At 59.7% G+C, this 25,407-nt stretch carries 22 protein-coding genes and 1 pseudogene; 18 read left to right on the forward strand and 5 right to left on the reverse strand.

The features are described 5' to 3' along the window. Nucleotides 1–145: 145 nt before the first annotated feature. Nucleotides 146–1,141, reverse strand: a complete 996-nt coding sequence (gene moaA, locus ACIGHL_RS21805) for a GTP 3',8-cyclase MoaA (RefSeq protein ID WP_128121140.1) — start codon at nt 1,139–1,141, stop codon at nt 146–148. Between the two features lie 233 nt (nt 1,142–1,374). Between moaA and ACIGHL_RS21810 the strand changes: the two genes are divergently transcribed. Continuing rightward, entirely contained in the window at nt 1,375–2,256 is an 882-nt protein-coding gene (locus ACIGHL_RS21810; RefSeq protein ID WP_128121139.1) for an ion transporter, read from the forward strand. A gap of 119 nt (nt 2,257–2,375) precedes the next feature. After that, the gene (locus tag ACIGHL_RS21815; protein WP_046161169.1) at nt 2,376–2,789 is read left to right on the forward strand and encodes a CopD family protein; all 414 of its coding nucleotides are present in this window, start codon (nt 2,376–2,378) and stop codon (nt 2,787–2,789) included. 74 nt (nt 2,790–2,863) lie between these two features. On the opposite strand, the gene ACIGHL_RS21820 is transcribed toward ACIGHL_RS21815, so the two are convergent. Continuing rightward, nucleotides 2,864–3,328, reverse strand: a complete 465-nt coding sequence (locus ACIGHL_RS21820) for a DUF2231 domain-containing protein (protein ID WP_019339276.1) — start codon at nt 3,326–3,328, stop codon at nt 2,864–2,866. A gap of 144 nt (nt 3,329–3,472) precedes the next feature. On the opposite strand from ACIGHL_RS21820, the gene coxB reads away from it, so the two are divergent. Genes coxB through ACIGHL_RS21835 form a run of 3 tightly spaced genes read left to right on the forward strand, consistent with a single transcriptional unit; the run spans nt 3,473 to nt 7,253 of the window. Next, the gene (gene coxB, locus ACIGHL_RS21825; protein ID WP_128121150.1) at nt 3,473–4,366 is read left to right on the forward strand and encodes a cytochrome c oxidase subunit II; all 894 of its coding nucleotides are present in this window, start codon (nt 3,473–3,475) and stop codon (nt 4,364–4,366) included. Then, entirely contained in the window at nt 4,363–6,894 is a 2,532-nt protein-coding gene (gene ctaD, locus ACIGHL_RS21830) for a cytochrome c oxidase subunit I (protein ID WP_216706842.1), read from the forward strand. Before coxB ends, ctaD begins: the two co-directional genes overlap by 4 nt. Continuing rightward, complete coding sequence (locus ACIGHL_RS21835; protein WP_216706843.1) at nt 6,894–7,253, forward strand: hypothetical protein; 360 nt, start codon at nt 6,894–6,896, stop codon at nt 7,251–7,253. Before ctaD ends, ACIGHL_RS21835 begins: the two co-directional genes overlap by 1 nt. Nucleotides 7,254–7,280: 27 nt before the next feature. Here the strand turns inward: ACIGHL_RS21835 and tusA are convergent, their stop codons facing one another. Next, nucleotides 7,281–7,532 carry a sulfurtransferase TusA gene (tusA, locus tag ACIGHL_RS21840; protein WP_216706844.1) on the reverse strand — a complete coding sequence of 84 codons (252 nt, stop codon included), beginning with the start codon at nt 7,530–7,532 and terminating at the stop codon, nt 7,281–7,283. Between the two features lie 54 nt (nt 7,533–7,586). Further along, the gene (gene rlmM / locus ACIGHL_RS21845; protein WP_216706845.1) at nt 7,587–8,636 is read right to left on the reverse strand and encodes a 23S rRNA (cytidine(2498)-2'-O)-methyltransferase RlmM; all 1,050 of its coding nucleotides are present in this window, start codon (nt 8,634–8,636) and stop codon (nt 7,587–7,589) included. Nucleotides 8,637–8,945: 309 nt separating this feature from the next. Between rlmM and acnA the strand changes: the two genes are divergently transcribed. The 3 genes and pseudogenes from acnA (at nt 8,946) to ACIGHL_RS21860 (ending at nt 13,424) form a co-directional block, all read left to right on the forward strand. Next, nucleotides 8,946–11,621 (forward strand): aconitate hydratase AcnA, encoded by a 2,676-nt coding sequence (gene acnA, locus ACIGHL_RS21850; RefSeq protein WP_216706846.1) that lies wholly within the window; start codon nt 8,946–8,948, stop codon nt 11,619–11,621. Nucleotides 11,622–11,855: 234 nt separating this feature from the next. Continuing rightward, nucleotides 11,856–12,188 (forward strand): annotated as a pseudogene (locus ACIGHL_RS21855) (PAS domain-containing protein); the annotation flags it as partial. A gap of 162 nt (nt 12,189–12,350) precedes the next feature. Further along, nucleotides 12,351–13,424 (forward strand): methyl-accepting chemotaxis protein, encoded by a 1,074-nt coding sequence (locus ACIGHL_RS21860; RefSeq protein WP_499142959.1) that lies wholly within the window; start codon nt 12,351–12,353, stop codon nt 13,422–13,424. A 67-nt stretch (nt 13,425–13,491) separates the two neighbouring features. On the opposite strand, the gene ACIGHL_RS21865 is transcribed toward ACIGHL_RS21860, so the two are convergent. Next, nucleotides 13,492–14,181, reverse strand: a complete 690-nt coding sequence (locus ACIGHL_RS21865) for an alpha/beta family hydrolase (RefSeq protein ID WP_216706848.1) — start codon at nt 14,179–14,181, stop codon at nt 13,492–13,494. A gap of 83 nt (nt 14,182–14,264) precedes the next feature. Between ACIGHL_RS21865 and ccoN (ACIGHL_RS21870) the strand changes: the two genes are divergently transcribed. The 10 genes from ccoN (ACIGHL_RS21870) to ACIGHL_RS21915 all read left to right on the forward strand — a co-directional run bounded on the left by ccoN (ACIGHL_RS21870) (nt 14,265) and on the right by ACIGHL_RS21915 (nt 25,351). Further along, nucleotides 14,265–15,689: a cytochrome-c oxidase, cbb3-type subunit I gene (gene ccoN, locus ACIGHL_RS21870; protein ID WP_064482184.1), complete on the forward strand. Its 1,425-nt coding sequence runs from the start codon at nt 14,265–14,267 to the stop codon at nt 15,687–15,689. An 11-nt stretch (nt 15,690–15,700) separates the two neighbouring features. Continuing rightward, nucleotides 15,701–16,312: a cytochrome-c oxidase, cbb3-type subunit II gene (gene ccoO, locus ACIGHL_RS21875; RefSeq protein ID WP_128121135.1), complete on the forward strand. Its 612-nt coding sequence runs from the start codon at nt 15,701–15,703 to the stop codon at nt 16,310–16,312. A gap of 99 nt (nt 16,313–16,411) precedes the next feature. Continuing rightward, the gene (gene ccoP / locus ACIGHL_RS21880) at nt 16,412–17,347 is read left to right on the forward strand and encodes a cytochrome-c oxidase, cbb3-type subunit III (protein WP_216706849.1); all 936 of its coding nucleotides are present in this window, start codon (nt 16,412–16,414) and stop codon (nt 17,345–17,347) included. Between the two features lie 344 nt (nt 17,348–17,691). Then, nucleotides 17,692–19,119 (forward strand): cytochrome-c oxidase, cbb3-type subunit I, encoded by a 1,428-nt coding sequence (gene ccoN / locus ACIGHL_RS21885; RefSeq protein WP_045427746.1) that lies wholly within the window; start codon nt 17,692–17,694, stop codon nt 19,117–19,119. A 12-nt stretch (nt 19,120–19,131) separates the two neighbouring features. Beyond that, entirely contained in the window at nt 19,132–19,743 is a 612-nt protein-coding gene (gene ccoO / locus ACIGHL_RS21890; RefSeq protein WP_128121134.1) for a cytochrome-c oxidase, cbb3-type subunit II, read from the forward strand. Nucleotides 19,744–19,749: 6 nt separating this feature from the next. After that, a complete protein-coding gene (locus ACIGHL_RS21895; RefSeq protein WP_045427751.1) occupies nt 19,750–19,932 on the forward strand; it encodes a CcoQ/FixQ family Cbb3-type cytochrome c oxidase assembly chaperone in 183 nt (60 codons plus the stop codon). Continuing rightward, entirely contained in the window at nt 19,933–20,850 is a 918-nt protein-coding gene (gene ccoP, locus ACIGHL_RS21900; protein ID WP_216706850.1) for a cytochrome-c oxidase, cbb3-type subunit III, read from the forward strand. A gap of 136 nt (nt 20,851–20,986) precedes the next feature. Continuing rightward, the gene (gene ccoG / locus ACIGHL_RS21905; protein WP_128121133.1) at nt 20,987–22,399 is read left to right on the forward strand and encodes a cytochrome c oxidase accessory protein CcoG; all 1,413 of its coding nucleotides are present in this window, start codon (nt 20,987–20,989) and stop codon (nt 22,397–22,399) included. 11 nt (nt 22,400–22,410) lie between these two features. Continuing rightward, entirely contained in the window at nt 22,411–22,914 is a 504-nt protein-coding gene (locus ACIGHL_RS21910) for a FixH family protein (RefSeq protein WP_045427756.1), read from the forward strand. Nucleotides 22,915–22,921: 7 nt separating this feature from the next. Beyond that, nucleotides 22,922–25,351 carry a heavy metal translocating P-type ATPase gene (locus ACIGHL_RS21915; protein ID WP_128121132.1) on the forward strand — a complete coding sequence of 810 codons (2,430 nt, stop codon included), beginning with the start codon at nt 22,922–22,924 and terminating at the stop codon, nt 25,349–25,351. The last annotated feature ends 56 nt before the right edge of the window (nt 25,352–25,407 follow it).

Here is a 25,407-nt window from a genome sequence, read left to right on the forward strand (position 1 = left end):
GCTGCTGCACATCGCCTATGGGGTACTTAAATCGGGCCAGCGTTTCGACCCTCAACTGGCCCTTGCGCGCTAATGGGGAAGACGGTATCTACGAGTGGTCCGGGCATCAAGCCCACCCTACTGTCGGTCTGCGATGCCGGCTGCCTCAACCGCCCGTCATGCTCATGAAGCGCACGACCTGGACCTGCTCGTCGGTGCGGAATTCATGTTTTTCGGGTTTGAGCTGCAGCGCATTGACCAGCGCCTGGCGCAGCCGCTCACTGTCGCCCGGGTGGCGACGCATCAACGTCTTGAGATCCAGCGCGCCTTCGTGACCGAGGCAAAGCACCAGTTTGCCTTCGGCGGTGACGCGTACCCGGTTGCAACTGCCACAAAAATTGTTGCTATGAGGCGAAATGAAGCCCACCTGGGTATCGCTTCCGGCGACTTGCCAATAGCGTGACGGGCCTCCGGTGGTGTGGCTGCTTCGTACCAGCTGGTGGCCGGCTTCGATACGCTCGCGCACCTCCTCGCTGGAGCAGAAAGTAATCTCGCGCTCATGGCTGGAGACGTTGCCCAGCGGCATTTCCTCGATAAAACTGATATCCAGCCCGCGCTCGACGGCGAAATTCACCAGATCCAGGACTTCATCGTCGTTACGGCCTTTTTGGATCACGCTGTTGAGCTTGATTCGGTCGAATCCGGCATTGCGAGCAGCATCAATGCCTGCGACCACCTGCGCAAGCATGTCGCGGCGCGTGAGTTCAGCGAAACGTTCACGCTTGAGCGAGTCCAGACTGATATTCAGACGCTTGACGCCAGCATCACGAAGCACGGGCGCGAGGGTCGTCAGTTGCGAGCCGTTGGTCGTGATCGACAAATCTTCCAGCTCTTCACGGGCACCCAGACGACTCAGCAAGCTCGGTAATCCCTTGCGCACCAGCGGCTCGCCACCAGTCACACGGATACGCTTGACGCCCAGGCTGATAAACGCATCAGCCACCGCATAGAGCTCTTCCAGCGTGAGGATCTGAGCGCGCGGTGCGAAGACCATGTCCTCGCTCATGCAGTAGGTGCAACGAAAATCGCACCGGTCGGTGACTGATAATCTGAGGTAGGTGATGCGTCGGCCGAATGGGTCGACCAACTTCGAATCTGGCATTTCGCTCTCCAGCGGCTTGCTGCGCGAGGCTAAGACTATTACCGAACGCCAGAGGGAGCAAAGTCTCCGGGCTGAACGGTTGACCCGAGACAAGCGGGAACAATTCACTCACCTGGCAAGCCGCTTGCCGGAACACCTTGATCAGGGTGCAAACAGGGTCCAGTGCAACCATCCTTTTGCGCGTCGATCGAACTCGGGGATACTTCGCGCTCGAGTTTTGCCGGGAGCCGCACATGGACAACGACGCCCTCCGATCGATGAACTGGCGAGAACGCCTTTATATCATCATCTTCTTTACTAATACGCCTGCTGGAAAGCGCTTCGACACTTGGCTGCTGGTGGTCATTTTCGCCAGTCTGGTCGTGGTGATGTTGGACAGCGTTGCACTCTACAGCGACCGCTACGGTGGCCTGTTGGACAGTCTTGAATGGCTGTTCACCGGCGTTTTCCTCATTGAGTATCTGGTCCGGATCTATTGCCATCCGGAGCCGCGCAAATACATTTTCAGCTTTTATGGCGCAATCGATTTGCTTTCGGTGGTCCCTGCGTTCATTGCGTTGCTATTCCCCGACGCCGAATACCTGTTGGTGGTTCGCGCCATCCGCATGTTGCGCGTCTTTCGCGTGCTCAAGCTGACGCAGTACCTGAGCCAGGCAAATTTCTTAATGGTCGCGCTGCGCGGCAGCAAGCAGAAGATCATCGTCTTTCTACTCAGCGTCAGCACCATGGTGCTGGTGTTCGGCACCCTGATGTACGTAATCGAAGGGCCATCTAGGGGCTTTACCAGCATTCCGATCAGTATTTACTGGGCAATCGTGACCATTACGACCGTTGGGTTCGGCGACATCGTGCCGCAAACTCCGCTGGGCAAAGCGGTCGCCAGTCTGGTGATGATCACGGGTTATTCGATCATCGCGGTGCCCACCGGTATCTTCACTGCCGAACTGGCGACGGCCATGCGTTCAGATAGCCTTCAGCAGCGCTGCCCAACATGTGAAAAGCTGAGCCACGAAGCAAACGCGGCTTTCTGCAGCCGCTGTGGCACCCAATTGTTCAAACGCAATGATCCTGACAGCGACCGTAGCCAGGGCTCCTTGGAGCGGCAGAGCGACTGAATCGCTATATGTCGGCTGGCCCTGTGTCTCATCGACACGCTATCCCCCACATGCTCCGAACCGCTCCGGCACGAGGTTGTCACAACCACTGACTTGCCGCGGGCTGGACGGAGACATGCATGCCCTTGCTCAAACTGGTGCACTTCGCGGGCTTGCTCTGCTGGTGCGGCACCCTGCTCTACCTGCCGGCGCTAATCGCCGCGGGCACTCGACGCAGTGACCCACTCTTCTACCGTGACCATGCCCATCTGACGCGCATGGTGTTCAACCTGATCGGAACGCCGGCCGCCCTGGTCGCCATCGGCTCGGGTACGGCCCTGTTTCTGAGCCAGGGCCTGGTCGCCGGCTGGCTGATCGTCAAACTCAGCACCGTGGCCGGGATGGTGCTCTGCCACGCCTTGTGCGGCGTATTGGTGCTGCATGTTGAGCGCGCGCCTGAGCAGAGCGTCAGCATTCGTTGTCGTTTTCTCGGCGTAGTCGCCGCAACGTTTATCACCGCGACGCTTTGGCTAGTGCTGGCGAAGCCTTTTTAGACCATGCCCCGAACCGCTCGATCAACTCGAAGATGCCCATGACCGAACGATCCCAAGCCCCGTCTTATTCTGGATCAGACCTTATCCAGATCGACCCCGACAGCATGCTCGTAGACCAGCCGGCCGCCGAGATACGCCGCGAGGGAAATCAGCACGGCAGTGATCGCCGACAGGTACAGCGCCCAGAGCTGCATGCTTTGGGCATCGTTCTGGTAACGCAGCAGCCAATTCAGCGAAGCCAGCGACAACATCATCACGGCGAGGATCGCATGACACCACGCCGTGATCTTCTGACGGATCTCACGCACGGTCACCAGATCGATCAAACCAAAAATGCTGGCGACCCAGCCACCCAGTGCACCCACACCGGACAGCCACAAGCCGGCACGCCACCAGAAATCGTCAAGGGTCCAGAGGTGGGCGAGATCAACCGGCAGCAAGCCGGTCAGTGCGGCAACTGGAAAGTGGATCAGCATCGGGTGCAGCGGGTGGCCGGCTATCGCAGCGCGGCTGTGGATGGAGTCTCTGTATCGGGCCATTCGACGCTCCGGCAGCATTTTTCGGGAGTAGGTAGCCGAGCCAGACGAGCCGGCAACCTCTTGAAATGGACCACGCTGGCGCTGTCAGTTCCTTTATTGACTGCCTGCGGCGGTCCGCTGTCATCGCTCAACCCAGCCAGTCATATGGCACGCCAGATCGCTCATGTCTGGTGGGGCATGTTTGCCTTCGCCACGCTGGTGCTGGTCGCGGTCAGCGCCATCTGGATCTATGCACTGGCACGCAAGCCGCGGGAGACCAGCAAAGAACAGGCAGTGAGGATCAACCGACGCTGGGTCATTGGTGGCGGTATCGTGCTGCCGAGCCTGAGCATCGTTGTTCTGCTGATCTTCGGCATCCCCACCGGGCGCAGCATGATGCCGTTGCCGGTCGAGGGTCAGCAGCCGTTGAAGATTGAAGTCACCGGTCACCAATGGTGGTGGGAGGTGCACTACCCGGACAGCGGCGTCACCACCGCGAACCAGCTGATCATCCCGGCGGGACGGCTGATAGACGTAAACGTCACCAGTGCCGACGTCATCCATTCGTTCTGGATTCCGCGACTCGGCGGCAAAATGGACATGATCCCAGGACGTACCAACGTCATTCGCCTGCAGGCAGGTCATACCGGCGTCTTCCACGGTCAGTGTTCGGAATTCTGCGGTTTGCAACACGCGCATATGAAGCTGCATGTCGAAGCGCTGGACGATGCAGGTTTCGACAACTGGATCGCAGCGCGGGAGAACCTCAGCTTTACCCAGCGCGCACCGGGCGAAGCCGGCCAGGTATTCGATGAGCGCTGCGGTCAGTGCCACCGTGTCGCGGGGATCAGCAACGGCAGTCGCGCACCGGACCTCTCAGACATTGCCACACGGCCAAGCCTCGGCGCGGGCGTGATCGACAACGACCATGACGGATTGCGTCAGTGGCTCCGTGAACACAAGACGCTCAAATTCGGCAACGGTATGCCCGCGCATGACGACGTTCCGCCGCAAACCCTCGATCAGATTGCCGACTGGCTGGAGACGCTCGCTCCATGACTCAACTCGACCAAAGCAGCAAACCCAGCACGGATCCGGATCAACTGCACGACCAGTTCAACGAAGTCTGGGGTAATCCACGCGGCTGGCGCGCGCTGACCATTGTCAACCACACCACGATTGGCCTGCGTTTTCTGGTCACCGGCGCCGTGTTCTTTTTGATTGGCGGGCTGATGGCCATGCTCATCCGCACACAACTGGCCCTGCCCGGTTATGTGCTGATGGAGCCGGAGGTTTACAACCAGGTCTTCACCATGCACGGCTCGGTGATGATGTTCCTCTTCGCCGTGCCAATGATGGAGGGCCTGGCGGTCTACCTGATCCCGAAGATGATCGGCGCACGAGACCTGATCTTTCCGCGCCTTTCGTCACTCGGCTACTTCTGCTACCTGTTCGGCGGCATCATCCTGTTGTCCAGCGTGTTTCTCGGCGTCGCGCCGAAAGCAGGCTGGTTCATGTATACGCCGCTGTCGAGTTCGGCACACATGCCGGGCGTCAACTCGGACTTCTGGCTGCTCGGCATCACCTTCGTGGAGATCTCTGCGGTCAGTGCCGGCGTCGAGCTGGTGGTCTCGATCCTGCGCACGCGCACCAATGGCATGGCGCTGCACAAGATGCCGCTGTACGCCTGGTACATCCTGGTCATGGCGTTGATGATCGTGTTCGGCTTCCCGCCCCTGATCCTGGGCAGCATTCTGCTGGAGCTGGAACGTGCAGCCGGCCTGCCCTTTTTCGATGCGTCCAAAGGCGGCGACCCGGTGCTCTGGCAGCACCTCTTCTGGCTGTTCGGCCATCCGGAGGTGTACATCATCTTCTTGCCCGGGGCCGGCATCGTCTCGACCCTGCTACCGGTGTTTTGTCAGCGACCACTTGTGGGGTATCGCTGGGTGGTGCTCGGTGTACTGACCACCGGGTTCCTGAGTTTCGGGTTGTGGGTGCATCACATGTTCACCGTCGGCATTCCGGCATTGGCGCTGGGGTTCTTCTCCGCGGCGAGCATGCTCGTGGCAATACCCACTGGTGTGCAGATCTTTGCCTGGATCGCGACGTTATGGCTGGGAAAACCGGTGTATCACGTGCCCATGCTCTGGCTGGTCGGCTTCCTGATCGTGTTCGTCTGTGGCGGCCTGACCGGGGTGATGGTGGCGCTGGTGCCCTTCGACTGGCAGGTGCATGACACCCACTTCATCGTCGCGCACATGCATTACGTGCTGGTGGGCGGGATGTTCTTTCCGTTGATGGCCGGACTCTACTACTGGCTGCCGCATTTCTCCGGCCGTATGCCCTCCGTGCGCCTGGGCCGTTGGGGCTTCTGGCTGGTGTTTATCGGCTTCAACACCACGTTCCTGATCATGCACTGGACTGGCCTGATCGGCATGCCGCGACGGGTCTACACCTACGACACCGGTCTGGGGTGGGACCTGCCCAACCTGATTTCCTCGATCGGCAGCTTCATCATGGCCATCGGCATCGGCACCATTTTGCTGGATATCGTGCTGCACTTCCGCTTCGGTCAACCGGCAAAAACCAACCCCTGGAATGCCGACACTCTGGAGTGGGCCACGTCCCTGCCGCCAAGCCCGTACAACTTCGTCAGCTTGCCAGACATCACCGACCGTCATCCGCTATGGAATGACCCTGACCTGCCCCACAGCATCGCCCGGGCCGAGCATTCCTTGAAGGCTATCGACCATGGCCGTCGTGAAACCTGGGGCTCGGATCCGCTGAGCGGCAAAGTCCGCGAAGTCATTCATCTGCCCGGCAACAGTTGGTGGCCGTTCGTGGCTTCGGTGTTTCTGGCGGTGCTCTGCCTGAGCCTGCTGAACAAGTTCTACTGGGTCGCGCTGATCGCTACGGTCGCCACGTTGATCGTGCTGTTCCGCTGGTCCTGGGAGAACGGTGCGCACCCCGCCGCCGCGCCCGATGCGCAAACGCAACCTGGCGAGCCACCGCTGCATTCGCGGACCTTTGACGGACCCGGCCTTTGGGGAATGGGCGTCACCCTACTGGCCAATGGCACCCTTTACTTGTCGTTGCTGTTCGGCTGGTTCTACCTGTGGACAGTCTCACCCGAATGGATGGTACCGGAGCATTCCGACCTGAACGGCTGGCTGATGCTCGCAAGTGCCGTGCTGCTGACGATCGGGACGATGTGGATGCGACTCGTGCCCGGCCGGTTGCGCCGGGGAAGCGGCGGGCAGTTGATGCTCAACCTCGGCGCCATTACGGCGATAGGCGCCGTGCAGTGGGCAATGTTGCTGTGGCTGCTGCTGACGGCGAACCTGAAGGTGACTGAGACGGCGCACGACGCGGTGGTCTTCGTGATTCTGGCCTACGGCCTGATTCATTGCGGGCTGGCGACGATTCTCACGCTGCTGCAGACCCTGCGGGTGATGTACGGCTACGTCGGCGACAAAGCGCCCTATGAAGTGGTGGTCGTCGAGCAGCTCTGGTACTACAACCTCGGCGTGATATGGAGCGCGTACGCCGCGATTGTCCTGTTCCCGAATGCGTGGGGAGGTGCCTGATGAAGTACAACCGCACGTCCGTCTTTCATCCCATTCAGATTCCGTTTGGGCTGACCATCTGGAGCCTCTGGTTTGCCGCCATGTACGCATCGCACGCGGTGGTCTGCGGCATCGCACCACCGGACCCCAGCCAGGGAGTATTCAACTGGCTGAATGCAAGCTTCGGCCTTTTCACAGTGCTGGTGATTGTGCTGCTGCTGTGGCTAGGGCGCCGGACCTGGAAGCTGGCACACGAACCCAACGATCTCAATGATCGGCAGGTTTTCGTGCTCAAGGTGTCGTCCGGGATTCACTTCATCGCGGCGTTGGCGACGGTCTTCGTCGGCATGCAGCTGGTGTTTCTGCCTCCCTGCGTCTGAACGAGGCGCTCGTATATTGCGAGGCGTTCAGTCGAGCTTCTTGCGGATCCAGTACAGATAAGTGCCGTCGTTAGCCTGCTGGTCAACCAGCTCGTGGCCCAGAAACACGCAAAACTTGGGAATATCGCGCTGGGTCGATGGATCGGTCGCAATGACTTTCAAGACGTCGCCCGCAGGCAGATCGCGCACCTTGTTGTGCAGCATCATGACCGGCTCAGGGCAGCTGAGGCCGCTGGCATCGAGCAGCGCATCAGCGGACAGTTCGGTAGTTCGAGACATCAAAGGCTCCAGAAAACAGGACGGTATTGTCACGCCAGAAGCAGGCGGCAGGGTTTACAACCGACGCAGATGGCAAGTCACTTCCTCGCGATCATGGTATAGCTGCTTGCAGCCGATGCTCGCCTTCACTCCTCGTTCGGCAAGCCCGTCGGCGATGCGTTCCAAGAGCCGCTTCACCTCGGCGTAGCGCTGTTTCATTGGAAGCTTCAGGTTGACCACAGCCTCACGGCACAAGCCTTCGCCGATCCAGGTTTCGAGCAACGCGGCATTCTTTGCGGGCTTCTCGACGATGTCGCAAACCATCCAATTCACAGGGCGCTTGGGGCGGAAGGCAAAGCCATCCGCCCGGTAATGCCCGACCAGACCGGACTCGAGGAGCTCTTCGTTCATTGGCCCGTTGTCCACCGCCATTACCTCGATTTCCCGGTTGACCAGCTGCCAAGTCCAGCCGCCCGGGGAGGCGCCGAGGTCAACGGCTGTCATGCCTGGGGCCAAGCGCTCATCCCACTGATCGCGAGGAATAAAATGGTGCCACGCCTCCTCGAGTTTCAAAGTCGAACGACTCGGCGCCTGGCGGGGGAATTTCAGCCGAGGGATACCCATCGGCCACATAGCGCTGTTGTCCGCCTCGGCCAGGCCAACAAAGACCTCACGACCACTCTTGAACGTAAGCAACAGGCGCGGCCCCTGACCGCCCTCCTTCAATCTGCCAGCCTTTTCCAGCGCCTTGCGCAACGGGCCCTCGAATTTTCGGCAGAAGTTGGAAAGCTCCTTGCCATCATTGGTGTCCACCACTTCCAGCCACAGGCTGCTGCACACCGGCATTGATTTGAGGCGTTCGAGCAACACACCGATCCGGTCGGTTTCCGGCAGCGCCAGCCATTCGCCGCGCGCCCACTGCCGGGGAAATATCAGCCGAGCGAACCGCGCACCACGCATCATGCGCTCTGGTCCTGCCGCGTCGGGGCAAATGAACTCGGCACAGGCACTGTCGGCTTTGGCCTTGGCGTAGCCGGCCACACCGAGGCGAGCGGCCTGGTCGCTGATTTCGGCGCACACCTCGTTCTCGAAACCGGGGCGGCAATGCAGCAGCAATGTATTCATGATACGAACCCTATAAGCGGCGCAAAGCGCATCGGCGCCAGCACCCCCTACGACAAAAGCCGCACATGATAGCCGAGTGGGGAACCACGGGCTTGCTGGTTCGGTCCAGTGAACAGTTGCAGGAGTCGTTTGCGCCCCGGCAAGCAGCGCCTTTAGGCCGCTGCGAACACGCTGTCGCGGCCCGACTCTTGCACTTTTCGCCATTTCTATTGGCGGCCAGTTTCGTGGCGAACCCTTTCGCCAGGGGCTAGGTTCTAAAGAACGCTCCCGACTCAATCAGCCCGGCCGTGCGGGCACAAGGAGAGACCAATGCCATCCCTGGACAGCCTGAATTGCCGTCGCAGCCTCGACGTTAACGGCAAAACCTACCACTACTACAGCCTCCCCGAAGCGGCGAAGCAGCTCGGCGATATCAGCCGTTTGCCGACCTCGCTCAAGGTGCTGCTGGAAAACCTGCTGCGCTGGGAAGATGACGTGACGGTTCGCGCCGATGACTTCAACTCGCTGGCGGTGTGGCTTAAGACGCATACCTCCGAACGAGAGATCCAGTACCGCCCGGCACGTGTATTGATGCAGGACTTTACCGGCGTGCCCGCCGTGGTCGATCTGACTGCCATGCGAGATGCGGTTTCCCGTGCCGGTGCCGACCCACAGCGGATCAACCCGTTGTCGCCGGTGGATCTGGTAATCGACCACTCGGTGATGGTCGACCGCTTCGGTACCGACAAGGCGTTCGAGCAGAACGTCGATATCGAGATGCAGCGCAACGGTGAACGTTACGAGTTCCTGCGCTGGGGCCAACAGGCCTTCGACAATTTCCGCGTGGTACCGCCGGGCACCGGCATCTGTCACCAGGTGAATTTGGAGTATCTAGGCCAAGTCGTCTGGACCAAGGAAGAGAACGGCGAAACCATCGCCTACCCTGACACGCTGGTGGGCACCGACTCACACACCACCATGATTAACGGCCTTGGCGTCCTGGGCTGGGGCGTGGGCGGCATCGAGGCGGAAGCGGCGATGCTCGGCCAGCCGGTCTCGATGCTGATCCCGGAAGTGATCGGCATGCGCCTGACCGGTAAGCTCAACGAAGGCGTGACGGCCACCGATCTCGTGCTGACCGTGACGCAGATCCTGCGTAAGCACGGCGTAGTGGGCAAGTTCGTCGAGTTCTTCGGTCCCGGTCTGGATCACCTCCCCCTCGCCGACCGCGCGACAATTGGCAACATGGCGCCGGAATATGGTGCGACCTGCGGCTTCTTTCCCGTGGACCAGATCACCATCGATTACCTGCGTCTGACCGGTCGTGACGAAGACCGCATTGCGCTGGTCGAGGCTTATAGCAAGGCTCAGGGCATGTGGCGCGACACCAACTCGCCGGACCCGGTGTTTACCGCCACGTTGGAGCTGGATCTGGCCGAAGTCAAACCATCGCTGGCCGGCCCGAAGCGTCCGCAGGACAGGGTAACGCTAGGCGATATCGGTGCAAATTTCGATCTGCTCCTGGAAACCAGCGGCAAGACGCAACAGATCGACTCATCGTTCCCGGTTACCGGCGAAGAATACGGCCTCAAGCATGGCGCTGTGGTCATTGCAGCCATCACCTCTTGCACCAACACCTCCAACCCGAACGTGCTGATGGCCGCAGGCCTGGTGGCCAAGAAGGCGCTGGAACGTGGCTTGCAGCGAGCGCCATGGGTGAAGTCCTCGCTCGCCCCCGGCTCCAAGGTAGTCACCGATTACCTTGAACGCGCTGGGTTGACCACCTACCTCGACCAGCTGGGCTTCAATTTGGTCGGCTATGGTTGCACCACTTGCATTGGCAACTCCGGCCCACTGCCTGACGCCATTGGCCAGGCCATCACCGACAACGATCTGGTGGTGTCTTCGGTGTTGTCCGGCAACCGCAACTTCGAAGGCCGGGTGCATCCGCTGGTCAAAGCCAATTGGCTGGCTTCGCCGCCACTGGTAGTGGCTTTCGCCTTGGCCGGCACCACGCGGATCAACATGGACAAGGATCCGATCGGCCACGACAAACAGAACCAGCCGGTCTATCTCAAGGACATCTGGCCGACCAGCGCGGAGGTGGACGAAGCGGTCAGCAAGATCGACGGACAGATGTTCCGCACGCGCTACGCCGATGTGTTCAGCGGCGACGAGCACTGGCAGTCCATCGAGTTCACCGAAGGCGACACCTACACATGGAACAACAACTCCAGCTATGTGCAGAACCCGCCGTTCTTCGAAGATATTGGGCAACCCCTGACGCCGCCCGCGGACGTCGAGAATGCGCGGATTTTGGCCCTGTTCGGCGACTCCATCACCACTGACCACATTTCCCCGGCAGGCAATATCAAGGCCAGCTCTCCGGCCGGTGTTTATCTTCAGGAGCTGGGCGTGCAACCGGAGGACTTCAACTCCTATGGTTCCCGCCGCGGTAACCATGAAGTGATGATGCGCGGTACGTTCGCAAACATCCGCATCAAGAACGAGATGCTCGGCGGCGAGGAAGGCGGAAACACGCTGTACCAGCCAAACGGGGATCGCATGTCGATTTATGACGCCGCCATGCGCTACCAGGCTGAAGGCGTGCCGTTGGTGGTCATTGCCGGCAAGGAGTACGGCACCGGTTCCAGCCGCGACTGGGCCGCCAAAGGCACCAACCTGCTAGGCGTGAAAGCCGTTATTGCTGAAAGCTTCGAGCGTATCCATCGGTCGAACCTGATCGGCATGGGTGTATTGGCGTTGCAGTTCGTAGGTGACCAGACTCGGCAATCGCTGGGTCTGACCGGTAACGAAAAACTATCGATCAGAGGTCTGAGCGCCGACATCAAGCCCCGCGAACTGCTGACGGTCGACATCGAGCGCGCCGACGGTGCACGCGACAGCTTCCAGGTCCTGTGCCGTATCGACACGCTCAATGAAGTGGAGTACTTCAAGGCCGGCGGCATTCTGCACTTTGTGCTTCGCCAATTGATCGAAGGTTGATCGGCGAGCCGCTACCGCGCCACACCAAACCCGCTGCAGAGCCTGTAGCGGGTTTTTTATTTCATCCGATTGTCGGGTTGACACTTAAGTCCTTGGTAAATCAGCCGTTACGATGCTCAGCACACTGGTCACAGATTTGACGTCAAATTGACATCACGCTGAAGATGCCGATCAAACGGCCGGACCAGGACGATACATGTGGCTACGGCCACTCGACTGCCAGGCGTACCCCTCATGCGAAACAACCAGCCCGTCACCCAGCGCGAGTATGCATTTCCCGATCAGCAACGGTTGATCTCAACCACCGATCTCACCGGCACCATTACCTACTGCAACGATATCTTTGCGGAAGTCAGCGGTTTTGAACGTGGCGATCTGATCGGCGCGCCGCACAACCTGATTCGCCATCCTGACGTCCCTTCGGCGGTTTTCGCTCATATGTGGACCACGCTCAAGGATGGCAAGCCTTGGATGGGGATCGTCAAGAATCGGCGAAATAATGGTGACCACTACTGGGTCAACGCTTATGTCACGCCGGTGCTGGATGTTCAGCGCAAGGTCATCGGGTATGAGTCGGTCCGCACCAAGCCAACGCGCGAACAAGTCGGGCGTGCCGAAGCGCTCTATGCACGACTCAACGCAGGGAAAAGTGGCGTTCCGCAGCGCGACAGGTGGCTGCCCATCGTAGTTAATTGGTTGCCGTTTATCGTCATCAGCCAGATCAGTTTCATGATCGGCGCCTGGCACGATCATGGCTGGGGTTTCGCGCTTGCTGCTTTGCTATCGATTCCACTCGGTCTGGCCGGCCGTCATTGGCAGATGCGCGGGATACGGCGGCTGTTGCGTCTGGCCGAACAGTCGAACAGCGATCCGCTGATTGCGCAGATGTACACCGACAGCCAGGGTGACGAAGCACGGCTGGAGATGGCCCTGCTCAGCGAGCATGCACGCCTGAAGACCTGTCTGACCCGCCTGCAAGACAGCGCCGTACAACTGCAACAGCAGGCCAAGCGCGCAGAACAACTTGCCCACAATTGCTCCGAAGGGCTGTCACGCCAGCATCACGAGACCGAACAGGTCGCTGCGGCGATTACCCAGATGGCGGCTACCACACAAGAAGTCGCCAGCAATGTGGCGCTGGCAGCAGACGCAACTGAGCAGGCCAATCAGCTCACTGCGCATGGCCAGAAGATTGGCTCGGATACCCGCAAGGCCATCGAGCTATTAGCCGCGGCAGTCACCGAAACCGGTGATGCCGTTTCCGCACTGGCACAGAACAGCAACGAGATCGGCACCGTGGTCGACGTGATCAAGAGCATCGCCGACCAGACCAACCTGCTCGCACTGAACGCAGCCATCGAAGCGGCACGGGCCGGTGAAAGCGGCCGTGGCTTTGCTGTGGTGGCGGATGAAGTACGTCAACTGGCCCAACGTACCGCAGCGGCCACCGGACAGATCCATCAGTTGATCGAAAAACTGCAACACCAGGCACGCCAGGCAGTCGAGACGACAGAGCAAGGGCGCAGCCAGGCTAACCAAGGGGTCAAGCGGGTTATCGACGCCGACAAAGCGCTGGTCGGCATCAGCGAGGCGGTGGGTCGCATCATCGACATGACCACACAGATCGCCTCCGCTACCGAACAGCAAAGCGCAGTGGCTGACGAGATCAGCCAGAACGTTGGCAACATCGCCCGGCTCGCCGATCAGACCTCAGGCGACGCCCAGAGCTCGGCGCTGCTGTCAGAAGACCTCGCGGCCACTGCGCAGTCACAATACAGCCTGGTGGAACGGTTCAACCGGTAGCTGAAGCGAGCGCCGGCGCGCATCATCGGTGCCCGCTTACAGCGTTGCTGTAGCGGGCATTTGGTGTTTACCGAAGAGTACAACCAAGGAATGCCGCAACGGCATCGGCGGCACTGTCCAGGTGTTGTCCGTGCGTGATTCCAGACCGCTTAAGCGGCTTGAGATCGTGGTCCGCCTCAGCTAGCCAATCAAGGCGAACCGCCGGCGATAGGGCGTAGCCGGCCACTGTACTGCGGCTGCCCAGGGCGTCGCGTTCACCCTGAATGATCAATGTGGGCGTTTTGAGGTCCGCCAGGTGCGCCACGCGCGGCTTTTCCGGCTTGCCCACGGCATAGAACGGATAGCCCAGGCATACCAGCGCATCAGCCGCGAGTTCATCGGCCAGCAAGCTCGCCATCCGACCACCCATCGACTTGCCACCGATGACCAGCAGCCCTGCGGCCTGCTGTCGCACCGCTCGATAAACTGCACGCCATTGCTGCAGCAGCTGCGCCTGAGGATTGGGCGGCCGCTTGCGCCCGCTCTGACGTCGCTCAGCCATATAAGCGAACTCGAAGCGATAGACCGCGACGCCCCGCGCGACCAGCCGTTCAGTCATCTGCTCCATGAAAGGACTGTCCATCGGAGCGCCCGCTCCATGCGCCAGAATCAAGCTGGCACAAACCTCCCCTTCCGGTTGATCACGCCGGACGAATGGAATTTCGTCGCTCTGTGAGTATTGACCGGCGTCAATACCGGCCATTTGCCCAGTGCCCATCCTTGCCCCCGCTTTCTATTGAAAGAAATCTCTGCTCACTGCAACAAAAAAACATGCTCATTACCGTGGATGGAAGCCCATACATGAACACAGCAACCAGTACCGCCTATGACTACAAGGTGGTCCGCCAATTCGCCATCATGACGGTGGTGTGGGGAATCGTCGGGATGGGGCTCGGCGTTTTCATCGCAGCACAATTGGCCTGGCCGTTTCTCAACTTCGACCTCCCATGGACCAGTTTCGGTCGTCTACGCCCATTGCACACCAACGCGGTGATCTTCGCCTTCGGCGGCTGTGCATTGTTCGCGACCTCCTACTACTCGGTCCAGCGCACCTGTCAGACCACGCTGTTCGCACCGAAACTGGCTGCGTTCACCTTCTGGGGTTGGCAGCTGGTCATCCTGCTCGCCGCGATCTCCCTGCCGCTGGGTTTCACCAGCTCCAAGGAATACGCGGAGCTGGAGTGGCCGATCGACATTCTGATCACCATCGTCTGGGTGTCCTACGCGGTCGTGTTCTTCGGCACCCTGGCCACGCGTAAGGTCAAGCACATCTACGTCGGCAACTGGTTCTTCGGCGCATTTATCCTGACTGTGGCGATCCTGCACCTCGTCAACAACCTGGAAATTCCGGTCACGGCGATGAAGTCCTACTCGGTGTATGCCGGTGCGACCGATGCAATGGTGCAGTGGTGGTACGGCCATAACGCCGTTGGCTTCTTCCTCACCGCCGGCTTCCTCGGAATCATGTATTACTTCGTGCCGAAGCAGGCCGAACGTCCGGTGTATTCCTATCGCCTGTCGATCGTCCACTTCTGGGCACTGATCACCGTTTACATTTGGGCCGGCCCACACCACCTGCACTACACCGCGCTGCCTGATTGGGCGCAGTCGCTGGGCATGGTGATGTCGCTGATTCTGTTGGCACCGAGCTGGGGCGGCATGATCAACGGCATGATGACCCTGTCCGGCGCCTGGCATAAGCTGCGCAGCGACCCGATCCTGCGGTTCCTGGTGGTGTCGCTGGCGTTCTACGGCATGTCGACCTTCGAAGGTCCGATGATGGCCATCAAGACCGTCAACGCTCTGTCCCACTACACCGACTGGACCATCGGCCACGTTCATGCCGGTGCGCTCGGCTGGGTCGCCATGGTCTCCATCGGTGCGCTGTATCACCTGATTCCAAAAGTGTTCGGTCGCGCTCAGATGCACAGCATCGGCCTGATCAACGCGCACTTCTGGCTGGCGACTATCGGCACCGTGCTCTACATCGCTTCGATGTGGGTCAACGGTATCGCGCAGGGCCTGATGTGGCGTGCGATCAACGAAGACGGCACGCTCACCTACTCCTTCGTCGAAGCGCTTGAAGCCAGCCATCCGGGCTTTGTCGTGCGCATGATCGGTGGTGCGATCTTCTTCACCGGCATGTTGCTGATGGCCTACAACACCTGGCGCACCGTGCAGGCCTCCAAGCCGGCCGAATACGAAGCCGCCGCGCAGATCGCCTGAGGAGCTGACTGATGAAGAAGCACGAAATACTCGAAAAGAATGTCGGCCTGCTGACTCTGTTCATGATTCTGGCAGTGAGCATCGGCGGTCTGACGCAGATCGTTCCGCTGTTCTTTCAGGACGTGGTCAACGAGCCGGTAGAAGGCATGAAGCCCTACACCGCGCTGCAGCTGGAAGGCCGTGACATTTACATTCGCGAAGGCTGCGTCGGCTGTCACTCGCAGATGATCCGTCCGTTCCGCGCCGAAACAGAGCGCTACGGTCATTATTCGGTCGCCGGTGAAAGCGTTTACGACCACCCGTTCCTGTGGGGCTCCAAGCGTACCGGTCCGGACCTGGCCCGCGTCGGCGGCCGCTACTCCGATGATTGGCACCGTGCGCACCTCTACAACCCGCGCAACGTCGTGCCTGAGTCGAAGATGCCGTCCTATCCGTGGCTGGTAGAGGACACCCTTAGCGGACAGGACACCGCGGCGAAGATGAAAGCGCTGCGCACCGTTGGCGTGCCTTATAGCGACGAGGACATCGCCGCTGCGGGAGACGCCGTCAAGGGCAAGACTGAGATGGACGCTCTGGTGGCCTACCTGCAGGTGCTCGGTACCGCGCTGCAGAACAAGCGCTGAGATCGACTGCCAGCTTTCGAGAACGACGCGCTGCAGGGCAGCCGTCAGGGAATCAACATCGCGGGCAGTTCGAGCGTTCGGGCTGCCCAGGAGTAACAGATGAACGCATTCTGGAGTGGATACATCGCCCTGCTGACGCTGGGCACCATTGTCGCTCTGTTCTGGCTGATATTCGCCACCCGTAAGGGCGAATCCGAAGGCACGACCGACAAGACCATGGGACATTCCTTCGACGGTATCGAGGAATATGACAACCCGCTGCCCCGGTGGTGGTTCATGCTGTTCATCGGCACTCTGGTGTTCGGCATCTTCTATCTGGTGCTCTACCCAGGCCTGGGAAACTGGAAAGGGGTCATGCCGGGCTATGAAGACGGCTGGACGCAAGACAAGCAGTGGCAGCGCGAAGTTGATCAGGCTGACGCGAAATTCGGTCCGATCTTCGCCAAATATTCCGCCATGTCTGTGGCGCAGGTCGCTCAGGACGAGCGGGCACTGAAGATCGGTGGTCGACTCTTCGCCAACTATTGCTCGGTTTGCCACGGATCGGATGCCAAGGGCGCGGTCGGTTTCCCGAACCTGGCGGATAGCGACTGGCGCTGGGGCGGCGACGCCGAAACCATCAAGACAACTATCCTCCACGGTCGGGTTGCAGCGATGCCGGCCTGGGGCCAGGTCATCGGTGAAGAAGGCGTGAAGAACGTCGCAGCCTATGTACGCAATGGCCTGGCCGGTCTGCCTCTGCCAGAAGGCAGCGACGCAGACACCGTAGCGGGTGGCCAGGTCTACGCTCAGACCTGTTCGGTCTGCCACGGTGCAAATGGGGAAGGCATGGCCGCCCTGGGCGCACCGAAACTGACCAACCCTGCCGGCTGGATCTACGGTTCCAGTCTGCCACAGCTGCAGCAGACCATTCGCCACGGCCGCAACGGACAGATGCCTGCGCAGGAACAATACCTGGGCAACGACAAAGTGCACCTCCTGGCCGCTTACGTTTACAGCCTCTCGCAACAGCCGGAACGCGTAGCCAAGCAGTAACGCTTTACAGGGCGATACCCAGTATCGCCCTGTTCCCGATCAACTTTCTGGTATATGCGACGCTCTGTCGCAGACCGTCCACCCCTCCGCCGTTTGCCCTTCCCTCCTGCTGCTCTAATATTCTTTCCTACTCGCCGAAGTTGCGCAGAACTATAAGGCGAAGCCCTCGATTCAACACATCGGCATGATGTGCTAAACGACCCTGCAAAAAGCATGGAAACCGCTTGAAGCCAGGGTCCGAACGGCATGAGACGGCCTGGGCCTTGATTGCATTGCCCCCCTCCTTTCTCCATACTTGCCGCCGTTTTTGCCCCCTTGAAATGCCATTAGCGTGGAAGCCTTGCATGAGCACAGCAATAAGTGAGACTGCATATAACTATAAGGTGGTTCGCCAATTCGCCATCATGACGGTGGTGTGGGGAATTATCGGAATGGGCCTGGGTGTGTTTATCGCCGCACAGCTGGTATGGCCTCAACTCAACTTCGACCTGCCTTGGACCAGTTTTGGTCGTTTGCGCCCTCTGCACACCAACGCGGTGATTTTCGCCTTCGGTGGCTGTGCCCTGATGGCCACGTCCTTTTACGTGGTACAGCGGACTTCTCAGGCCCGCCTGTTCTCGGATGGCCTCGCGTCATTCGTCTTCTGGGGCTGGCAGGCGGTGATTGTTCTCGCTGTCATCACGTTGCCGCAAGGCTTCACCAGCTCGAAGGAATATGCCGAGCTCGAGTGGCCGATCGACATCCTGATCACCCTCGTATGGGTCAGCTATGCCGTGGTGTTCTTCGGCACGATCATGAAGCGCAAGGCTGCTCATATCTATGTAGGTAACTGGTTCTACGGTGCCTTCATCCTGGTCACGGCGATGTTGCATATCGTCAACAACCTGGAAGTACCGGTGAGCTGGTTCAAGTCGTACTCGATCTACTCGGGTGCGACCGATGCGATGGTTCAGTGGTGGTATGGCCATAATGCCGTGGGCTTCTTCCTGACCACCGGCTTCCTGGGGATGATGTATTACTTCGTACCCAAGCAGGCTGGCCGTCCGGTTTATTCCTACCGCCTCTCTATCGTGCATTTCTGGGCACTGATCACCCTCTACATCTGGGCAGGTCCGCACCACTTGCACTACACCGCACTGCCGGAATGGGCCCAGAGCCTGGGCATGGTGATGTCCATCATCCTGCTGGCACCGAGCTGGGGCGGCATGATCAACGGCATGATGACCCTGTCCGGCGCCTGGCATAAGCTGCGCACCGATCCGATCTTGCGCTTCCTGGTGGTTTCCCTGGCGTTCTATGGCATGTCGACCTTTGAAGGTCCGATGATGGCCATCAAGACCGTCAACGCGCTATCTCACTACACCGACTGGACCATCGGCCACGTTCACGCTGGTGCACTCGGCTGGGTCGCGATGATCTCCATCGGCTCCCTGTACCACCTGATTCCGAAAGTTTTCGCTCGCGAACAGATGTACAGCATCGGCTTGATCAACGCTCACTTCTGGCTGGCCACCATCGGTACCGTTCTCTATATCGCCTCGATGTGGGTCAACGGCATCACTCAGGGCCTAATGTGGCGCGCAATCAACGAAGACGGCACGCTGACCTATTCCTTCGTCGAGGCACTGGAAGCCAGTCATCCGGGGTTCATCGTGCGTGCATTGGGCGGCGCTTTCTTCCTCGCCGGCATGCTGTTGATGGCCTACAACACCTGGCGCACTGTGCGTGCCGCCAAGTCGGCTGAAATCGAAGCCGCTGCGCAGATCGCCTGAGGGAACCGATAAATGAAGAATCACGAAATACTCGAAAAGAACATCGGTCTGCTGACCCTGTTCATGGTCCTGGCAGTAAGCATAGGTGGCCTGACCCAGATCGTTCCGCTGTTCTTTCAGGACGTGGTCAACGAGCCGGTAGAAGGCATGAAGCCCTACACCGCGCTGCAGCTGGAAGGCCGTGACATTTACATTCGCGAAGGCTGCGTCGGCTGTCACTCGCAGATGATCCGTCCGTTCCGCGCTGAAACCGAGCGCTACGGCCATTACTCGGTAGCCGGTGAAAGTGTCTACGACCACCCGTTCTTGTGGGGCTCCAAGCGCACCGGTCCGGACCTGGCGCGTGTCGGCGGCCGCTACTCCGATGACTGGCATCGTGCGCACCTCTACAACCCACGCAACGTAGTGCCGGAATCGAAGATGCCTTCGTACCCCTGGCTGGTCGAGCACACCCTCGACGGCAAAAACACCGCCGACAAGATGGTTGCATTGCGCAGCGTTGGTGTGCCTTACACCGAAGAAGACATCGTCGGCGCTAAAGAAGCGGTCAAAGGCAAATCCGAAATGGATGCCCTCGTCGCCTATCTGCAAGTGCTCGGCACTGCACTCACCAACAAACGGTAACGCACCATGGATATCGGGACTCTTCGCGGCCTGGGCACCATTCTTGTTTTCGTCGCAATGATAGCCATCATCCTTTGGGCTTATAGCAGCAAGCGCAAGAAAAGCTTCGACGAAGCGGCCAACCTGCCCTTCGCGGACGAGCCTGACGCCAACAAGCGTGATGAAGAAGCTTCCAGGAGTAAGAAATAAATGACCTCGTTTTGGAGTTGGTACATCACCCTGCTGAGCCTGGGGACCATTGCCGCACTGGTCTGGCTGCTGCTCGCGACTCGCAAGGGACAACGCCACGACAGCACCGAAGAAACCGTCGGCCATTCCTATGATGGAATCGAGGAATACGACAACCCGCTCCCGCGCTGGTGGTTCCTGCTGTTCGTTGCCACCGTTATCTTTGCGCTCGGTTATCTCGTGCTCTATCCCGGCCTGGGCAACTGGAAAGGCGTACTGCCTGGTTACGAAGGTGGTTGGACTCAGGTCAAGGAGTGGCAGCGCGAAATGGACAAGGCGAACGAGCAGTACGGTCCGCTTTATGCCAAGTTCGCGGCGATGCCCGTCGAGCAGGTCGCTCAGGATCCGCAAGCCCTGAAAATGGGTGGCCGCCTGTTCGCTTCGAACTGCTCGGTCTGCCATGGTTCGGATGCCAAGGGTGCCTACGGGTTCCCCAATCTGACCGACGGCGACTGGCTGTGGGGCGGCGCGCCTGAAACCATCAAGACCACCATCATGGGCGGACGACAGGCAGCCATGCCAGCGTGGCGTGACGTGATCGGGGAAGATGGCATACGCAATGTGGCCGGTTACGTTCGCAACCTGTCCGGGCGTGATACCCCCGAGGGTATTAGCGTCGACATTGAGCAGGGTCAAAAAATCTTCGCAGCCAATTGTGTAGCTTGTCATGGTCCTGCAGGCAAAGGCACTCAGGCCATGGGCGCGCCGGATTTGACCGACAACGTCTGGCTTTACGGCTCGAGTTTCGGACAGATTCAGCAGACCCTGCGCTACGGTCGAAATGGCCGGATGCCAGCCCAGGAACACATTCTTGGCAACGACAAGGTGCACCTGCTGGCAGCCTATGTGTATAGCCTCTCGCAAGAGTCGGAGGACTGATCCAATCGGTCCAGGCGCGACCCAAGGTCGCACCTTGCTTCGACTGACGAGGCGTACCATTCGCAGCAGGTAAGCAAAAGATCCCGGTCGGCAGGTATCGGCCGGGACACTCACCCTCCGCCGTGGTACGCACTAGATGACTGAGCAGATCCCCGTTCGCAACGTAACACCTCCCTCCAAGTCCGAAGCATCGGGCGACCTCTACGCAGCGCGCGAAAAGATCTACACCCGAGCCTTCAGCGGCCTGTTTCGCAACTTGCGACTAGTCGGTGGGGCACTGCTGTTCGTACTCTACTTTGGCACCGTGTGGCTGACCTGGAACGGCCGGCAAGCGGTGTGGTGGGACTTGCCAGAGCGCAAGTTCTATATCTTCGGCGCGACCTTCTGGCCGCAGGACTTCATCCTGCTATCGGCACTGCTGATCATTTGCGCATTCGGCCTGTTCTTCATCACTGTTTTCGCCGGGCGCGTCTGGTGTGGCTATACCTGTCCCCAAAGCGTGTTTACCTGGGTCTTCATGTGGGCGGAGAAAATCACCGAGGGCGATCGAAACCAGCGCATGAAGCTCGACAAAGCCCCCATGAGCGCCGACAAGTTTTTGCGTAAAACGGCCAAGCACTCGATCTGGCTGGCGGTTTCCCTGGCGATCGGCATTACCTTTGTCGGCTATTTCACGCCGATCAGGGACTTGGTGCCTGATCTCGTGACGCTACAGGTGGGCGGTTGGGCATTGTTCTGGGTGGGCTTCTTTACCCTCGCCACCTACGGTAATGCCGGCTATCTTCGCGAGCAGGTATGTATTTACATGTGCCCATACGCTCGTTTCCAGAGCGTGATGTTCGACAAGGACACCCTAATCGTCTCTTACGATCCACGTCGCGGCGAGCGTCGTGGCCCGCGGAAAAAGGACGCCGACTACAAAGCGATGGGCCTCGGAGATTGCATCGATTGCACCATGTGTGTGCAGGTCTGCCCTACCGGCATCGACATCCGCGACGGCCTGCAGATTGAATGCATTGGGTGCGCCGCGTGTATCGATGCATGCGACACCATCATGGACAAGATGAATTACCCGCGTGGCCTGATCAGCTATACCACCGAGCACAATCTGTCCGGACAGAAGACCCATCTGGTGCGGCCGCGGCTGATCGGTTATGCCGTGGCGCTGACAGCAATGATGGGCGTGTTCGCCTATGCGGTCTCGGATCGCGCACTGGTCAAGCTCGACGTCCTAAAGGATCGCGTGCTCTATCGAGAGAATGAGCAAGGACGGATCGAGAACGTTTATACGCTCAAGGTAATGAACAAGGCTCAAACCGAGCAGACCTTCATCATTGAAGCCGTTGGCCTGGAAGGCTTGAAATACGAGGGGCGCAACGAGATTCGTGCTGAGGCAGGCGAGCTGGTTACCGTTCCAGTGGAGCTGTCAATGGCACCGGAGCAGCTACCATCGAGCACTAACGAAGTCGTCTTCCACATCAGGTCGGTGGATGATTCCTCTATTGAAGATGAAGCGGAAAGCCGCTTCATTGGCCCAAGCATCCGCTAAACAGGTAGTTCATGAGCAATTCCGAGCACGAAAGCACACGTTGGTATAAGCAGTTCTGGGCCTGGTTCGTGATCGGCATTCTGTTGATGTCGGTCATCCTCGGCACCTCAATGCTGACCATTGCGATCCGCAATGCCGATACGTTGGTCTCCGACAACTATTACGATGCTGGCAAGGGTATAAACCAGTCACTGGAACGCGAGAAGCTCGCTGAGCGCCTGCAAATGCAGGCGCAACTCAACCTCAACGACGAACGTGGACTCGCCGAGCTCCAACTGAGCGGTGCGAGCCGCCCGCAACAGGTAATACTCAACCTGCTCTCCCCTACGCAGCCAGAACGCGACCGTCGTATCGTTCTCCAGCCCCAGGGCGATGGCTTCTATCAGGGACAGATGCAGGAGCCAGTCACCGGCAGGCGTTTCGTTGAGCTGCTCGGCAGAGAGGGCGACCAGGATTGGCGCCTGTTCGAGGAAGAGGAAATCGCAAGCGGTCAGACGATTGATCTGAGCTACTGACCGAACGATGGCAAGCCCCATTCCCTGCTACCACTGCGGGCTGCCAGTACCTGCTGGCAGTGCATATCACGCCCGCGTGCTGAACGAGCAGCGGGCGCTATGCTGTCCTGGCTGCCAGGCGGTCGCAGAGGCGATCGTCAAGGGCGGCCTGGAAAGCTACTACTCGCATCGCAGCGATGCATCTATCAATCCAGATACCCTGCCGCAAGCGCTTAGCGAAGAGCTGGAGCTGTACGATCGCAAGGACGTGCAAGCGCCATTCGTTCGCCATGAAGGTGAGCTGGCCGACGCCTCACTGATGATCGAAGGCATCAGCTGTGCCGCTTGCGGTTGGTTAATCGAAAAACACCTGCGCCGGCTCGACGGGATTTCAGAAGCTAGCCTGAACCTCTCCAATCATCGCCTGCGGGTGCGCTGGGATGACGCTGCCTTGCCGCTCAGCGAATTGCTCACCGAGCTTCGCCGTATCGGGTATGCCGCTCATCCCTATCAAGCTGACCAGGCGGCAGAGCGGCTTGCCCAGGACAACCGTCGCAGCATGCGCCAACTGGGCGTAGCCGGCTTGCTCTGGATGCAGGTGATGATGGCGACCATGGCGACTTGGCCTGAATTCAACATCGACCTCTCGCCAGGCATGGACAGCATACTTCGCTGGACCGCTTTGCTGCTGACCACGCCGATCGTCTTCTATTCCTGCACCGATTTCTTCAAAGGTGCACTGCGTGATCTACGCACCCGCCATCTGACCATGGACGTTTCTGTTTCGCTGGCGATCGGTGGCGCCTATGTCGCCGGTATCTGGTCGACGATCACCGGTCAGGGCGAGCTATATTTCGATGCGGTGGGCATGTTCGCCCTGTTTCTTCTGGCTGGACGCTTTCTCGAGCGCCGCGCGCGGGAACGCACCGCCGCGGCGACTGCACAGCTGGTAAATCTGCTGCCGGCTTCTTGCCTGAAATTGGCCGACAACGGCCAGACTGCAAGGATTCTGCTTCGAGAGTTGCAACTTGGCGATCGAGTGCTGGTTCAACCCGGCGCGCTAATCCCGGCCGATGGTCGTATTCTCAGTGGACAATCGAGCGTCGATGAATCGGTGCTCACTGGCGAATACTTGCCGCAGGCTCGAATCGTTGGCGATGCCGTCACTGCGGGAACCCTCAACGTCGAAGGCGCTCTGACCGTCGAGGTACAAGCGCTGGGCGACAATACCCGGCTTTCCGCGATTGTCGGCCTGCTGGAACGCGCCCAGTCGGACAAACCGCGCCTGGCCGAGCTGGCCGACCGGGTTTCGCAGTGGTTCCTGGTGATCGTACTGCTGACCGCCGCTGTGGTTGGTATCGTATGGTGGCAGATCGACCCGCAACGCGCGTTCTGGATCGTTCTTGCCTTGCTGGTAGCCACCTGCCCCTGCGCCTTGTCGCTGGCTACACCGACCGCCTTGACCACCGCCACTGGCACGCTGCACAAGCTTGGCTTGTTGCTCACCCGGGGGCATGTGCTGGAAGGTCTCACTCACATCGACACGGTGATTTTCGACAAGACCGGGACCCTGACCGAAGGTCGCCTGACCCTGAGTGAGGTGCGGCCACTGGCTGAGCTGGATGCCAATGTATGTCTGGAGTTGGCCGCAGCCTTGGAAAACCGCTCCGAGCACCCGATTGCTCGGGCGTTCGGCCGAGCGCCCCAGGCAGCCGACGCCGTGAACAGCGTTCCCGGCCTGGGTCTACAAGGTTCGGTTGGGGAACGTACGCTACGTATCGGTCAGCCCGATTTCGTAGCGGATGGCTATGCAGGCACAGCGCCCGAGATTCCCAGCAAAGAAGGCCAATGGTTGCTGTTGGGCGACTCTCAGGGGCCTCTGGCGTGGCTGGTGCTCAACGACCGCTTGCGTGATGACGCGCCGGCTCTGCTGCAAGCGTGCAAATCCCGGGGCTGGAAAACGGTTCTGTTGTCCGGCGACAGTTCACCGATGGTAGGCGAAATCGCTCAGCGGCTCGGCATCGAAGATGCGCACGGCGGCATGACCCCAACCGACAAGCTAACTCACCTGCAGCGACTGCAAGCCAAAGGTCATCGCGTGCTGATGCTTGGTGATGGTGTCAACGATGCACCGGTTCTCGCGGCAGCCGACATCAGCGTGGCCATGGGTTCAGCGACCGATCTTGCCAAGACAAGCGCTGACGCTGTCCTGCTCAGCAACCGTCTCGACAGCCTGGTGCAGGCATTCAGCGTGGCGCGCCGCAGCCGCCACATCATCATCGAAAATCTGACCTGGGCGAGCCTGTACAACGGTTTGATCTTGCCATTCGCGGCTATCGGCTGGGTAACACCGCTGTGGGCGGCACTGGGCATGTCTGCCAGTTCGCTGCTGGTTGTGCTGAACGCGTTGCGGCTGAGCCGACTGCCGAGTCAGCGGCGCCCCGACAGTCTGCCCTGACTGGCGTACGATAGGTAACGCGCCTACTCGGGCTTGCCTTGACCCACCGTTACTGG

Origin of the sequence: Pseudomonas sp. NPDC077451 (assembly GCF_044543345.1) — a bacterium.
Taxonomy (GTDB): Bacteria; Pseudomonadota; Gammaproteobacteria; order Pseudomonadales; family Pseudomonadaceae; genus Stutzerimonas.